This window comes from Mycobacterium sp., from assembly GCF_036273375.1.
Classification (GTDB): Bacteria; Actinomycetota; Actinomycetes; order Mycobacteriales; family Mycobacteriaceae; genus Mycobacterium.
In genome coordinates, this window is the sequence record NZ_DASUHS010000045.1 from 1 (window position 1) to 13,612 (window position 13,612).

Consider the following 13,612-nt stretch of genomic DNA (forward strand, 5'->3'; position numbering starts at 1 on the left):
AACTTCTTGGGCATCTACGCCGGGTCCGCCAGCGCGCCGGCGGTGCGCACCGCGATCGAAGAGGCACCCGTGCTGGTCACTGCCGGGGTGGTGTTCACCGACATGGTCAGCGGCTTCTTCAGCCAGCTGATCGACCCGGCCCGGACCATCGACGTCGGGCAGTACCAAAGCACCGTGGCCGGCCACGTGTTCGCGCCGCTGGAGATGGGCGCCGCGCTTGACGCGCTGGCTCAGATCCTGGTGCGGCGCGGGATAAATTCGCCACCGGTGGCGTCACCACCCGCCGAACCTGCGCCGCCAACGCCGGCGCGCGATCAACCGCTTACCCAACAGATGCTGTGGGATCGGTTGTGCGCAGCGCTCACACCGGGAAACGTGGTCCTCGCCGATCAGGGAACATCGTTCTACGGCATGGCGGACCACCGGTTGCCGCACGGAGTCACATTCATCGGCCAACCACTTTGGGGCTCAATCGGTTACACGTTGCCCGCCGCGCTCGGGGCGGCGGTGGCGCATCCGGACCGCAGGACGGTGTTGCTCATTGGGGACGGCGCCGCGCAGTTGACCGTCCAAGAGCTCGGCACCTTTTCGCGTGAGGGGCTGTCCCCGGTCATCGTGGTGGTCAACAACGATGGCTACACCGTCGAACGGGCGATCCATGGCGAGACCGCGCCGTACAACGACATCGTCAATTGGAAGTGGACGGACGTCCCCCGCGCGCTGGGGGTCACCGACCACCTGGCGTTCCAGGTCCAGACTTACGGCGAACTCGACGACGCCCTGACCGCCGCCGCCGAGCACCGGGACCGCATGGTGTTCGTCGAGGTGATGTTGCCGCGGCTCGAAATCCCTAACCTGCTGGTCGAACTCGTCCAACCGACGTCACCGGATGGCAGTCCGCGCCGCTGACGCAAGGTCTAACGCGAATTCGGGGTTCGATCCGGACTGGAAGAGCGCAGAAGGGCCTGAACCGTGCGCCGGCAGCGTCCGCAATCGGCGCCCGCTCCGCACGCCTGGGCGACTTCCTTCGTGGTCGACGCCCCGCACGAAACGGCCTCGGTCACGGTTTGAGTGGTGACTCCGTTACACAGGCACACAAACACCGGCGAATCCTCAGTCCGCCTCGATGCGCATCATGTCGAAGAATCGGCCGACGAACAAAGGTGGGTAGGCACCGATGCCGGCCCCCGACATCCATTGCGCCGCGGCATCGGGGTGGTCGATCCAGTGCCGCGCGCTTTCTTCGTCGGGGAACTCCTGCAAGATCAGCACTTCGTGATCGTCGTCGAAAGCCTGGAATACCCACGTCTTTCGGATGCCGGCCGTGGTGAATCTGTCGATCGCCGTGCTGACTTCGGAGGTCAGTAGGGATACGTCGTTGACGGACGCGATGGCGGCGACCACGACGCCCGGTGCCGCCGGGGTTTTCGGTGGCTGCGCGATGAACCTGTCGACGATCTCGCCGGCGAAGACCGCGGGGATGTCGTCGACGCCGGCCTCGTCGAACCAATCGAAGAAGACCCGGGATCGCAGCAGCTCCACGATCGGCTCGCGGCTGTGAAGGCCGATCATCACCAGTACCCGGCCGTGGTCGCGGGTTGAGGTGTAGACCAGCACGTGGTGCGCGCCGATATCGGCCAAGGCGGCCTTATTGCGCTCCAGCAGCGGCCATACCCGGGTGGGATCGGGGACGCGATAGTCCGACGCGATCACCATCGAATGAATATCGCCGTTGTTCATCGGAGTTGGTCCTTCATCACTTTCCCCGTCGCGTTGAGTGGGAGTGAATTGAGGAACTCTACCGTGCGCGGCACCTTGAATCCGGCCATACGGTCACGACACCAGCCGATCAATGCATCGGCACTGACATCGCCGTTGCGGACCACAAACGCTTTTCCGACTTGACCCATCCGTTCGTCGGGAACACCGATGACCGCGGCCTGTGCCACGCCCGGGTGGTTGAGCAGGAAGCCCTCGATCTCGGCCGGGTAGGCGTTGAAGCCGCCAACGATGAACATGTCCTTTTTGCGACCGACGATGCGCAGCCGCCCGGTCTCCGTGAAGTCCCCGAGGTCTCCGGTGTGCAGCCAGCCATCGCCGTCGATCGCTTGGGCGGTGGCCTCCGGTTCGTCGAGATACCCCTGCATGACTCCGTAGCCGCGGACCAGCACCTCGCCGTCATCGGCGATGCGCACCTCGACCCCCTCACATGGCACGCCCGCGGTGGTGGCGACATCCTCGAAGGAATCGCCGGGCAGAGAAAGGGTTACGTTGCCGGCCTCGGTGAGCCCATAACCCGTCATCAGCGTCTGGAACGGCAGTTCGTCGTGGATGCGACGAACCAGCTCCACGGGGATGTCGGCGGCGCCGGTCACTCCCGCACGCAATGACGACAGCCTGGACTTGTCCTCTACCGTCAGCAACGAGTGGTACAGCGTCGGCGGTCCGGGAAGCATCGTGATGTGTTCGCGTTCAATGAGATCCACCACCGTGTCGACGTCGAACACCGCGACGGGCAGCATCGCGGCACCGCGCAGGAACGACGTGACCAAACCCGCCTTCAACCCGAACGTGTGGAAGTACGGGTTGATCTGCAAATAGCGGTCGCCCTCGCGCAGATCCGCGAGCGTCGCCCACTCCTCGTACATGCGCAGCGTTTGACCATGATTGAGCATCGCCCCCTTGGGGCGCCCGGTCGTGCCCGAGGTGAAGATGATGTCCGAGGTGTCGGTACCGCTCACCGGCTGCTCGAATGGCGAACCACTGGACAGGAAATCGGACTTCAGGTCGATGACCGGCACCCCGGCGGGCGCGGTGTAATCCTGGTCCAGGAAACCCTTTTGGACCAGGACGGCCTTCACCTTGCTGCGGACGATGATGTCGCCGGCTTCCTCGGCCTTGAACCGCGTGTTGACCGGGACGAGCACGCCGCCTGCGGTGAGCAACCCGAACGCCGCGATGATCCACTCGGCCGAATTGGGTGCCCAGATCGCGACTCGGTCACCCTTTTCGATGCCGACGTCGGCGAAGGCACCCGCGGCGCAACGGATCCGCTCGACCACCTGAGAGAATGTCAACCGCAGCGGACCGTCGACGACTGCTTCCGCGTCGCCGAAGCGGTCCGCCGCGCTCAAGACCATCTCGGGGATGGTCTGCCAGATCTGATTGGCCGGCTCCTCCTCATCGCGCTTCGCGCTCTGCATCGTCACCGCCCCGAAGGCGCTCGGGTCACACCGTGACGAGCCGACCGAGGTTGCCGCCCATGATCTTTGCCTGGTCGTCAACGGACAGGTGCGACAGCGCGTTGACGTAGAAGGTCGGTTCCGCCAGCCCCTCCGGGTGTGGCCAGTCCGAGCCGTACAGCACCTGATCCACGCCGACGAGGTTGACCAAATCGTCGATGCCGTCCTCGAAGAACGGGCTGACGTGGATCCGGTTCTTGACCATCTCGACGGGGTCACTCGGGAAAACTTCCGGGGCCTTCCGGAAGACCTCGGCCAGGCCGTCCAGCAATGGGGTCATCCACTTCGAACCGGCCTCGACGATCGCGACCTTCAGCTTCGGGTGGCGGTAGAGCGCGCCGTGAACCACCCACGACCCCACCGCGTCCTGGATCGGCCGCCACTCGTTGAGGATGCCCATCGCATTGGTTTGGAACGGCAGCATCTCTTGTTCGGCGCCGTCCCATTCGGACGTGTAGCGGGAATAGCCGCTGTCGCTGGAGTGCATGCCGACCAGCAGGTCGTGCTCGACGACCCGCTCCCAGAACGGGTCGAACTCGGGCACCGCGAACGACCGCGGGCCACGGAAGCCCGGGACCGGCGCCGGGCGGACCAGAATGCAACGCGCACCGCGCTTGACGGCCCACTCCAGTTCCTCGATCGCCTTCTCGACGATCGGCAGGGTGATGACCGGGGTGGTGAAGATGCGGTTCTGGTAGTTGAAGCCCCAGACCTCGTCGAGCCACTCGTTCAGCGCGTGGATCAGGACGTGGACGGCGACAGGGTCGTCGCGCAGCCGTTCCTCGAGCAGGCTGGCCAGCGTCGGGAACATCAGGGTGCGGTCCAGACCCAGCTCGTTCATCTTCTCCAGGCGCGGGCCGGGCTCGAAGAACGCCGGGATCGCACGCATCGGCTCACCGAACAGCTCGCGCTTGCTCTTGCCGTCCGGGTTGCCGTACTTGAAGTACTCCTCCCAGGCGCCCGGCCGGGCGACGACCTCGAAGGTCGGGTTGGGGATGTAGTTGCTGATCTGGCCGCGGATCGCGATCTTCGTCCGCCCGTTGATCTGGACGTACTGGACGAAGTCCTTGTACTCCTTGGGCAGGAACTTGGTCAGCGCCTCCGGCGGCTCGTACAGGTGGTTGTCCGCGTCAAAGATCGGAAACGGGACGTCCTCCCGATGCGACAACTGGCCCATGAAATCCTCCTTCGCAATTTACGAGAATACTATTCTCTACAGACGCCTAACCGCAACGTGGCCCCACCGACCCCGGTTCGACGTGGTCAGCACGCCACGGAGATCTTGTACGTGGCGTTAGCCGGTTCACCGGGTTTGGCGATCAGGTAGCCGTTGGCGGTGCCGCTAACGGTCAATTTGTCACCGCTCATGCTCATGCCGGCGGTCCCGTCGCCGCCCGGGGAGTACATCCCGCTGAAGCCACCCAAGTTCTGGATGTGTACGGACTCGACCGTCGCGGGTTGCGCGCTCTCGTCGATGACGAGTTTGGCTCCGGCGAAATCGCTGCCGATGTCGATCGTCCGGGTCCACTCCCTCTGACCGCACTTGACGACGTGAAAACTCCGGTCGTTGCCGTTGACGGTCACTGATGCCGTGCTGGCGATCTGGGTCGGTGGCCGCGACGTGCACGCCCCCACCAAGGCAACGGTTAAGACCGCGGCGGCGGCCACGATTCGGTTCCGCATCCAGTCACCTCTATCTCGCTTGCGCAAGTTCTTGGGCCTGCAGTGATGATGTTATTCTCGCGAAAAGAGAATGCCAATATCGGATTCTTGTCGAGGAGCGATAACACATGGTGGACCTAGAGATCGACGCCGGGTTGGCGGTGGTCACCATCGACCGTCCGCACGCGCGCAACGCCATCGGTCTGGACACCATGGACCAACTGGAGAAGGCGCTCGACGCGGCGGAAGGCGCTGAAGCGCTGGTGATCAAGGGCGCCGGGGACAAAGCTTTCGTCTCCGGCGGCGACCTCAAGGAGTTGAGCATGCTGCGGACCGAGGAGGACGCCGCGGCCATGGCCCGGCGGATGCGGTCCATCTGCGATCAGCTGGCGGACTTCCCCGCCCCGGTCATCGCCGCACTCAACGGCCACGCGTTCGGCGGCGGCGCCGAAGTCGCTGTGGCCGCCGACATCCGAGTGGCCGCCGACGACATCAAGATCGCCTTCAACCAAGTGCAGCTGGAGATCATGCCTGCCTGGGGCGGAGCCGAGCGGCTGGCCGCGCTGGTCGGAAAGAGCAAGGCGCTGCTGTTGGCCGGCTCGGGAACGACCCTCACCGCGGTGGACGCCGAACGCATCGGCTTGGTGGACCAGGTCTTGCCCCGCGACGTCTTCGACTTGCCTGACCAGGGATGGCGAGCCATCGCGAGGTCTCTGACCCGCCGCCCGGCGACCGAGATAAAGCGCGTAATCCGCGGAGTTTCTCCTGAGGAGGCGATAGCATCCTTCGCACGGCTATGGGTTGCCGACCCGCACTGGCAGGCCGCAGAACGGGTTATGAACCGAAACATCAAAGCGCGCCCGGCCGCCGGAGGAGCATCATGACCACAACGAGGACAGCGATGGGCGTCGGCTCCATCGTGTCGTTGGCCGCTCTATTGGCAGCAGCGGGTCTGCTGGTGGGAAGCGGGCGGGCACATGCCGATGACCCGGTCATGCATCACGTCAGGTACACGGTCACCGCGCAGAATCCGATCTATACCTCCATCTACTACCTGGACCACGAGCCGGCGATCTTTTCCGACTACAGCCACAACCCTTACTCATTCACACCGCACGTCGACATCGATATCGCGCCGGGCAAACCGTGGAGCTATGAGCTGGACTTGTCCAAACCCGATGTATACGCGATGGTCGTGGCGAGCACGGGCACCGAACCCGGGGCGCCGAACCTTCATTGCGACCTGGCGGTAGACGGAGCCGTCGTCGTATCCAAGGATGGCCCCAAAGGCGTGCTTTGCTCGCTGCGGAACTGGTGAACCAGCCAGGCCTGCGGTACGCCCTCCATCGGCTGCGGTTCGCCTTCCAGGCGGCGCAAGTAGTTCTCCACCAATTCCAACGTCTCGGCATGTCCGGCGGACATCCCGATCGCCTGCTCGAGTACCAGAAAGCGCGACAAGCTGCTCATCAACACGGTCCACACCACCGGAGGGATGTCGATGTCTTGGCCTTCGTCTTGAATTTTTGAGCCGTAGCGCTCCAGCGCGGTTGCCACCGCTTGGCGCTGTTCTTCGCGAAAACGCTCCGCGTAATAAGCGATTTCGGCCCGCATCTCCTTGCGGTGATTGGCCAGTGCCATGAACTCCATGGAGATCCGCGTGAAGGCGGGATCGGTGCCGAATCGCCACAGCGCCCACAGCGGCTGGGGCAACTTCAGCATTTGCGCGTGCACTTCGAGCGCTTCTTCCGCCCGGCGACGGAACACTTCCAAGAACAGCTCTTCCATGGTGCGGAAGTAGTAGTGCACCAGCTGAGGCTTGAGCCCGGCCTTGTTCGCGAGGCGGCGCGACGTGACCGCGGCGTAGCCCTCCTCGAGCATTAACTGCTCGGCGGCATCAAGCAACAAGACGCGGTTTTTCGCGTCAGGCGCCCCGATTCTGCGGGCCGATGTCATGTTCCTGCTCCGTACTGTGTGCCGTCCCGTGTGCGGACCACACGGATCGTATCGTGGCGTGGCGTTGCGACCTTGACCCTGACATTACCGCCATGCTAAGCAGGTGCTCAGCACATTTTCGATCTCGAAATCACCGCGGCGGTACCGCTTGCCGCCGAATACCACCGGTAAACCCAGCCCAGGGAGACGCAATCCGATGAGCACCTACGACTCGATCGACTTCTTCACCGATCCGTCATTGGTCCCAGATCCGCACCCTTACTTCGATTACCTGCGCAGTCAGAACCCGGTGTTGCGCCTGCCGCACTACGGGGTCGTCGCGGTCACCGGCTACGACGAAGCCTGCGAGATCTACAAGGACCCGGACACGTTCTCCAACATCGTCGCCCTCGGCGGTCCCTTCCCGCCGCTACCGTTCACGCCCGAAGGCGACGACATCAGCCCGCAGATCGATGCGCACCGCAGCTCCTTCCCGATGAACGAGCACATGGTCACGATGGATCCGCCGGACCACACCAAGGCCCGGTCAGTGCTCGCCAAGTTGCTGACCCCGAGCCGGCTGAAGCAGAACGAGGAGTTCATGTGGCGCCTCGCCGACCGTCAGCTCGACGAGTTTCTCGGCATCGGTGAGTGCGAGTTCATCGCCGAATATTCCAAGCCGTTCGCCACCTTGGTGATTGCCGACCTGCTGGGCGTGCCGGAAGAGGACCATAAGGAGTTCCGTAGCGTCTTGGGTGCTGACCGTCCCGGCGCGCGTGTCGGGGCACTTGATCACGAGTCGGTCGGCATCAACCCGCTGGAGTGGCTCGACGACAAGTTCTGTCATTACATCGAGGACCGGCGGCGCAAGCCGCGTAGCGACGTGCTGACCTTCCTGGCGGAAGCGAAGTATCCGGACGGATCGACGCCCCCGGTGATCGAGGTGGTCCGCTCGGCGACGTTCCTCTTCGCCGCCGGCCAGGAGACCACGGCCAAGCTGCTCAGCGCCGCCCTGCAGGTACTCGGCGACCGGCCCGACATCCAGCAACAGTTGCGTGAGGACCGCAGCCTGGTGCCCGGGTTCATCGAGGAGTCGCTGCGGATGGACAGCCCAGTGAAGAGTGATTGTCGGCTGGCCCGCAGGCCGACCCGCATCGGCGGTGTCGACATACCCGCGGGCACCGTGGTGATGATCCTGCCGGGCGCCGCCAACCGCGACCCGCGCCGGTTCGAGAACCCGCACGAGTTCGACTTGCGCCGCAGGAACGTTCGCGAACACATGGCCTTCGCCCGTGGCGTGCACTCGTGCCCCGGCGGTCCACTCGCCCGCGTCGAGGGGCGTGTCTCGATCGAGCGGATCCTGGACCGGATGCCGCACATCGAAATCAACGAAGCCCATCACGGGCCGGCCGCCGAACGTCGTTACACCTACGAGCCGACGTACATCCTGCGGGGTCTGAGCGAACTGCACCTGACATTCACCACCGCGGACGCGGTCGCCCCGGTGGCCTAGGAACTCGTCACTCGCGAGCGCTACCGGACCTGCATTCCGACGAAGTAGCTGCCGAGCAAGACGGCGGCGATCAGCACCACCCACGCGTCGGTGAGTCGGCACAGCACGACCGGAGCGTCTCGCACCTCCATGAACTCGCGAAAAATGATGCGTACCTTGATAAGTGCGACGACGATGACGCTCGATGTGACCACAGCGCTGGACTTCAGCAATCCGCCGGCGGAGTGATCTATCCACAGGTAAGCCAGCGTCAGCGCGGCCAAGATCAGCCAGACAAACAGCAACCTCTTGTTGAATTTCACTCGCTCACCTCACCACGTAAAGCAACGCGAAGATGAGCACCCACAGGAAGTCGACTGTGTGCCAATACGTTGCACCGGTTTCGACAAGTTCCTGGGAGCGCCGCGCCGGACTTCGGAGTTGGTAGACGATGATGCCCAGGACGACGAAGCCGATCAGCAGGTGAACGAAGTGGATCCCGGTGAGAAAGAAGTAGTACATGAAGAAGTCGTTGCTGTCCACGCCGTTTCCCGCGTGTGCCAACCGGACCCACTCAAACACCTTGAAAAACAGGAACACTACGGCGAACGCTGCCGTGATGAAGACATCCCTGAGAGCCTCCCGGTAAGCGCCGGCGCGTGCCGACTGAACACACCGCGCCACCGACCATGAGCTGAGCAATAACACCAAAGTATTGACGACTCCGACGCGCAGATCGAGATGCGCCTGCGAGTGCAGGAAAAGCTCGGGATTGCGGCCCCGGGAGAACAGATAGAAGCCGAAATACGCTGTGAAAACCAGGGTCTCGAACAACACAAAGGCCCACATGTCGGGTTGGCCCGGCACGGCCCTGGCGCGTCCGCGCTTTTCGGCCAGCTCCGTCATTGCGCAACCGCCTTCTGCGGCAGGTCCGGCAACGGTCCGGTACCGAAGTCTTCACGTCGGATCATCTGAAACAGCATGACGATGAAAGTGACTTGGTAAATGCCGAACACGACCATGTCCAGCCACCAAGCGATCTCGCCATCCCACGCGAACACGCCACGGCGAAAGATCCAGCAGGGCGCGACGACGACCTCGGTCAGCGCATTACACAGGTTGAGATAGCCGAACCACTTGGGGAATACGCGATTCTCGTCGAGCAGGATCGCCACCATCCAGATCAGCGAGCCGATCAGGAACACGCCCATGGTTCCGTCGAAAGACAAGAAGGCGAAGTCATAGAGCCACCCGATCACGTGGGGGTCGCGGTCGGGTCGCAGCGTGCCGACGATCAGCGCGATGTTGAGCAGGAGCATGCCGGGAACTGCGCTGAGCGAGTAGATGAGCAGATACGAGTACGCGAACGCGCGGCTGACCGACATGCGCCGCATCGAATATGCGATGAGGGCGTTGTTGACCGCGATCATGCCGCTGATGGCGAAGATGACCCCGAAGCCGACGGGTATGCCGAGGTGACGTTCGGAGAACCAGTGGGCTTGCGTCGCGAGGTCCCAGGTGGGCTTTGGCGGGGGCTGAACCTGCGCCACGATGAAGAACATCGGGAAGAAGAGGCCGTAGAACACCATGAGGATCCCCCACGCCAGCCACAGTTCTCGCTTGGGGTCGCGCCTCAGGTGCCAGCCGATTCGATGATGCAGCGGACCCGTCGGTGGCGTGGCCGGCGACGTCGCCGGTGTGATCACCGCGCTCATGCGGTGACCAATTCTTCTGGGAGCCCACGGTTCTCGGCACGCTCGCGATAAACGGCTTGCCCCAATACAATGCCCATCACGACGATCCAGACAGCAATGGCGACATTTTTCACCCAGAACGACAGCAAGCCATCCCAGGCCAGCGGGCCGGTCAACGAGACGCCGACGAACGACGCCGGCACCAGCGCGGCCCCGACGAGAAGATTGAAGTATGCCACCCAACGGTTGAACACCGGGCGGGACGGATCATCGAAATAGATTGCCAGGGCCAAGATTACGCACTGACCGATGAAAAACGGGACCAGGATGGTGAAGGTGATCCAGGCGAGATCGTTCAGCAGCTGAGTCAGCTCGGGACTGCGCTCGGGCCGGAAAGCGGCCAGCAGCCAGCAGACGTTGGCCACGAGAAACAGCGTCGGACCGCCGGCCGCGCACCCGAGCATGGCGTAGGAAAAGATCGGCGTCCGGTGCGCCATGCGGCGGATCTGCAGCACGATCAGGGCCAGGATCGGCACGAGGCACACCCCAAACCAGTTGAACAGGATCATGCTGGAGCGGATCTGCGGAATATGCCCCGGATCGCGATAGAAGGCGGCCACCTGCTCGGCCGGCATGGTGGGTGACATCGGCGGGTTGAATCCCGGAAACAGGAAGAAAGCGGCGATCCACAGGATCAGCGCGACTGGCAACGTCCAGAGCAGGATCAGCTCGCCGTCGGTCCGCCGGGACGCGGTCCGCGCGGACTGGCGACCGCCTGCTTCGTTTCCGCCGACGTCGGACATCAGAACTCCTTCCCCGCACGAAAATCACCACCGAAACCCGGCTAGTGAGCGAAGCTAGCCGATCGGCTAGCCACGGTCAAGAGCGTCGTCTAGTCTCGGTGCGTGGGAACAGCACCTCAGCCGGACACGAGTGGGCGATTCTGGCTGATCGAGCACAGCGCGGCCCGGACACGGGTGCTCGATGCCGCCTTGGATCTGTTCGCCACACACGGTGTCAGCGGTACATCGCTGCAGATGATCGCCGATGCCGTCGGTATTACGAAAGCCGCCGTCTACCATCAATTTCGGACCAAGGAGCAGATCGTCATCGCCGTGACCGAGCGCGAACTCGGCCGGCTCGAGCCAGCCCTCGCAGCGGCCGAAGCCTACGACGACGGGCCCCAAGCGCGAGATGCCTTGTTGGTGGGCGTGATTGAGATGGCGGTTCGCGACCGCCGGTTGGTGCGCACGCTGCAATTCGATCCCGTCGTGGTCCGATTGCTGGCCGAGCACAAGCCGTTTCAACTTTTCATGGATCGTCTGTACCAGGTGCTGCTGAGCGATGCGGGTCTGGACGGACGGATCGAGGCCGCCATGTTCTCCGGCGCGCTCAGCACCGCTGTCATGCATCCGCTGGTTGCCGACATCGACGACGAGACATTGCTCGATCGGGTTACCGATTTGAGCCGGCGCCTGCTCGGTCTGCCTCGCGACAACCCCGAGTGACTGGGCTATGTGTCGGCGCGGACCCAGCTCGATATGCCGTCGTGAGCGATACAGATCAAGAACAGACCATCAGGCGCCTGCGCGACGTAGTTCAGGTAGTTCTGGCAGTCGGCGTTCTCGTCCTTGACTCCCGCCATCGGAGGTGAGCGGAACCATCGAGGCTGGTATCGCCTCGGCGAGCCGCAAAACATCAGCCGCCCGGGCTCCGAGGCGAAGGAAACGTATCCGTCGGCGACGCCGAACGCGTAGTAGCTGGTGTTGTCACATGGCGCACCCAAAACCTGGTGCGGCATGATGCCGGGGGTGCAGGCGGGGTAGTCGCAGACACTCGGCCCGGCCGAGGCTTGCGGCGCCGCCAGCACACCCGCGCCGAGCAATGCGGCAGCCAGGGCCACGATCGATCGCACCCGATTACTCTGCCACACCTGGAAAGAAAATTCTCCTGGTTGGAGAAGATCAGTCGGACCGCACAGCCGTCAGCATCAGGCTGTCCCTAACCACTTCGCCTCGTCATCCGGCATGCGAGCATTTGCGCATGTGAGGGCCACGAGTGCAGCCGCCCGACGACCATGTTGAGCCCAGGCCGGAGTGATAAGCTCGTTCTCCGTGCACGATCCGGAGAAGCCTGATGCTGACCAATGTGATGGCTCGGCGGAAGCGACTGATCCCGCCCAACCGAGGGTCGACCCCGACGCCGTAGAGCCCGTTTCGGAAGCGGATCCAGAAGACGAAGTTGCCGAGGCCGAAGCGCGCGCCGAGGCGGCTCTGGCACGCCTGTTACGGCTGCGCGGGGCAACCGAAACCGACGCCCACGCCCACGCCCACGCCCAAGATAACAAGCAGCGCCCCGCGAAGTGGACCTGGAAACGGCTACGATTGCGGCGTCGTGGGCGACCGCGGTGGCTCCGGCGCCCGGGGCGGAAAACAATAGCTGTTGGCGTCGGCATCGTGCTCGCCTCCACTTCTCTCGGAGCGAGCGGCTACATGTTCTGGCAGCACCACACCGCGATGCATAATCGCCAGCTCGCCGCGGAGTTCAGTGCAGCCGCCCGGCAAGGGATCACGGCACTGATGTCGATTGACCCCGATCATGCCAAGGAGGATGTCCAGCGCACGATCGATGCCTCCACGGGCGACCAGAAGACCCAGCTATCGGTGCTGTCGACCCTGATAGTCAATAAGGCCGAGGAGACGAAGGTCGGCACCAAGGTCACCGTCGAAGCCGTCGCCGTCGAGTCGTTGAGCGACAATTCGGGAGTCGTGCTTGTGGCGGCGAAAACTGATCCCATTGGGCCGGATAACGCCAAACCGCCACCCGCCTTGTTTCGGCTCAGCGTCAATATGGACCGCGACGGCGGTCAGCTCAAGATGTCGAAAGTTGATTTCTTGCGATGACTGTCGAACATGGCTCGTCGCTGGACGGCACCGAGAAGGCTGTCGACGGCGCCCAGACTTCACCCGCCGACGAGGACGAAAGGCCAGCCGCCACCGAGGAACCGGGACGCCTGCACCGGCTGGCAGCGAGTCGGCGCCGGGCAGGCCAATGTTTGGCAAGGTGGCGTTCGATTGTCGCGACAATGTTGGTTATTGCCGCGGTGGCAGTCGCTGCCGGCGTGTACTTCGTCCTGTACCGGCCCGATCGGCAGGTCGGCGACGCGGCGGCGCACCGGGCAATCCAGGCGGCGTCGGACGGTGCTGTGGCGGTGTTGTCGTATTCCTACGACCATTTAAACCGCGACCTCAACAACGCGAAATCACATCTCACCGGCGACTTTCTGGCCTATTACAGCAAATTCACCGAGGACGTCGTCGCGCCGGTGGCGGAGAAGGGACGACTGACGGCAACCGCCAAGGTGATTCGGGCCGCAGTCTCGGAATTGCACCCCGATTCGGCCGTCGTGCTGGTTTTCGTCGACCAGACCACGGCGAGCGTGCAAAAGAAAGATCCCGAGAAGACGCAGAGCAGCGTCCTGGTCACGCTGAAAAAAGTCAACGGTTCGTGGCTGATCGCGAAATTCGACCCTTCCGGATGAGCGCGGCAGATGTTGTCCTAACCGTTAACTGGCGGGCCGAAGCGGTGTA

Annotated in this window: 18 protein-coding genes; 7 read left to right on the top strand and 11 right to left on the bottom strand. The window is 63.5% G+C overall.

Annotation, left to right across the window (positions count from 1 at the left end; genetic code table 11):
• On the top strand, positions 1 to 909 hold a 909-nt coding region (locus VFW69_RS04410), incomplete at its 5' end, for a thiamine pyrophosphate-dependent enzyme (protein ID WP_526498552.1).
• A gap of 8 nt (positions 910 to 917) precedes the next feature.
• Here VFW69_RS04410 and VFW69_RS04415 read toward each other — a convergent pair.
• From VFW69_RS04415 to VFW69_RS04435, 5 genes are all read right to left on the bottom strand, one after another.
• Positions 918 to 1,103 (bottom strand): (2Fe-2S)-binding protein, encoded by a 186-nt coding sequence (locus VFW69_RS04415; RefSeq protein WP_526498554.1) that lies wholly within the window; start codon positions 1,101 to 1,103, stop codon positions 918 to 920.
• Positions 1,104 to 1,113: 10 nt separating this feature from the next.
• Positions 1,114 to 1,740, bottom strand: a complete 627-nt coding sequence (locus VFW69_RS04420; protein WP_526498556.1) for a fatty-acid--CoA ligase — start codon at positions 1,738 to 1,740, stop codon at positions 1,114 to 1,116.
• The gene (locus tag VFW69_RS04425; RefSeq protein WP_526498558.1) at positions 1,737 to 3,203 is read right to left on the bottom strand and encodes a FadD3 family acyl-CoA ligase; all 1,467 of its coding nucleotides are present in this window, start codon (positions 3,201 to 3,203) and stop codon (positions 1,737 to 1,739) included. Before VFW69_RS04425 ends, VFW69_RS04420 begins: the two co-directional genes overlap by 4 nt.
• Before the next feature lie 25 nt (positions 3,204 to 3,228).
• Positions 3,229 to 4,419: an amidohydrolase family protein gene (locus VFW69_RS04430; protein WP_526498560.1), complete on the bottom strand. Its 1,191-nt coding sequence runs from the start codon at positions 4,417 to 4,419 to the stop codon at positions 3,229 to 3,231.
• Positions 4,420 to 4,505: 86 nt separating this feature from the next.
• The gene (locus tag VFW69_RS04435) at positions 4,506 to 4,925 is read right to left on the bottom strand and encodes a lipoprotein LpqH (protein WP_526498562.1); all 420 of its coding nucleotides are present in this window, start codon (positions 4,923 to 4,925) and stop codon (positions 4,506 to 4,508) included.
• Positions 4,926 to 5,032: 107 nt separating this feature from the next.
• Here VFW69_RS04435 and VFW69_RS04440 point away from each other — a divergent pair, with 107 nt between their 5' ends.
• Complete coding sequence (locus tag VFW69_RS04440; RefSeq protein WP_526498564.1) at positions 5,033 to 5,788, top strand: enoyl-CoA hydratase/isomerase family protein; 756 nt, start codon at positions 5,033 to 5,035, stop codon at positions 5,786 to 5,788.
• Positions 5,785 to 6,222, top strand: a complete 438-nt coding sequence (locus tag VFW69_RS04445; RefSeq protein ID WP_526498566.1) for an Rv2576c family protein — start codon at positions 5,785 to 5,787, stop codon at positions 6,220 to 6,222. Before VFW69_RS04440 ends, VFW69_RS04445 begins: the two co-directional genes overlap by 4 nt.
• Here the strand turns inward: VFW69_RS04445 and VFW69_RS04450 are convergent.
• Positions 6,138 to 6,857: a TetR/AcrR family transcriptional regulator gene (locus tag VFW69_RS04450; protein WP_526498568.1), complete on the bottom strand. Its 720-nt coding sequence runs from the start codon at positions 6,855 to 6,857 to the stop codon at positions 6,138 to 6,140. The genes VFW69_RS04445 and VFW69_RS04450 overlap by 85 nt on opposite strands.
• 196 nt (positions 6,858 to 7,053) lie before the next feature.
• Between VFW69_RS04450 and VFW69_RS04455 the strand changes: the two genes are divergently transcribed.
• Positions 7,054 to 8,349 (top strand): cytochrome P450, encoded by a 1,296-nt coding sequence (locus VFW69_RS04455; protein WP_526498570.1) that lies wholly within the window; start codon positions 7,054 to 7,056, stop codon positions 8,347 to 8,349.
• A gap of 20 nt (positions 8,350 to 8,369) precedes the next feature.
• On the opposite strand, the gene VFW69_RS04460 is transcribed toward VFW69_RS04455, so the two are convergent.
• The 4 genes from VFW69_RS04460 to VFW69_RS04475 are packed head-to-tail and all read right to left on the bottom strand — an operon-like array spanning position 8,370 to position 10,825.
• Positions 8,370 to 8,651, bottom strand: a complete 282-nt coding sequence (locus VFW69_RS04460; RefSeq protein ID WP_526498572.1) for a cytochrome C oxidase subunit IV family protein — start codon at positions 8,649 to 8,651, stop codon at positions 8,370 to 8,372.
• Positions 8,652 to 8,655: 4 nt separating this feature from the next.
• Complete coding sequence (locus VFW69_RS04465; RefSeq protein WP_526498574.1) at positions 8,656 to 9,234, bottom strand: cytochrome c oxidase subunit 3 family protein; 579 nt, start codon at positions 9,232 to 9,234, stop codon at positions 8,656 to 8,658.
• Positions 9,231 to 10,043: a hypothetical protein gene (locus tag VFW69_RS04470; protein WP_526498576.1), complete on the bottom strand. Its 813-nt coding sequence runs from the start codon at positions 10,041 to 10,043 to the stop codon at positions 9,231 to 9,233. Before VFW69_RS04470 ends, VFW69_RS04465 begins: the two co-directional genes overlap by 4 nt.
• On the bottom strand, positions 10,040 to 10,825 hold the full coding sequence (locus tag VFW69_RS04475) for a hypothetical protein (RefSeq protein WP_526498578.1): 786 nt from the start codon (positions 10,823 to 10,825) through the stop codon (positions 10,040 to 10,042). The genes VFW69_RS04470 and VFW69_RS04475 overlap by 4 nt, the downstream gene beginning before the upstream one ends.
• Before the next feature lie 102 nt (positions 10,826 to 10,927).
• Here VFW69_RS04475 and VFW69_RS04480 point away from each other — a divergent pair, with 102 nt between their 5' ends.
• Entirely contained in the window at positions 10,928 to 11,530 is a 603-nt protein-coding gene (locus tag VFW69_RS04480) for a TetR/AcrR family transcriptional regulator (protein WP_526498580.1), read from the top strand.
• Positions 11,531 to 11,535: 5 nt separating this feature from the next.
• Here the strand turns inward: VFW69_RS04480 and VFW69_RS04485 are convergent, their stop codons facing one another.
• A complete protein-coding gene (locus VFW69_RS04485) occupies positions 11,536 to 11,925 on the bottom strand; it encodes a hypothetical protein (protein WP_526498635.1) in 390 nt (129 codons plus the stop codon).
• Between the two features lie 211 nt (positions 11,926 to 12,136).
• Between VFW69_RS04485 and VFW69_RS04490 the strand changes: the two genes are divergently transcribed.
• Positions 12,137 to 12,925 (top strand): Rv1363c family protein, encoded by a 789-nt coding sequence (locus VFW69_RS04490; protein ID WP_526498582.1) that lies wholly within the window; start codon positions 12,137 to 12,139, stop codon positions 12,923 to 12,925.
• A complete protein-coding gene (locus tag VFW69_RS04495) occupies positions 12,922 to 13,563 on the top strand; it encodes an Rv1363c family protein (protein ID WP_526498584.1) in 642 nt (213 codons plus the stop codon). Before VFW69_RS04490 ends, VFW69_RS04495 begins: the two co-directional genes overlap by 4 nt.
• Positions 13,564 to 13,612: the final 49 nt, after the last annotated feature.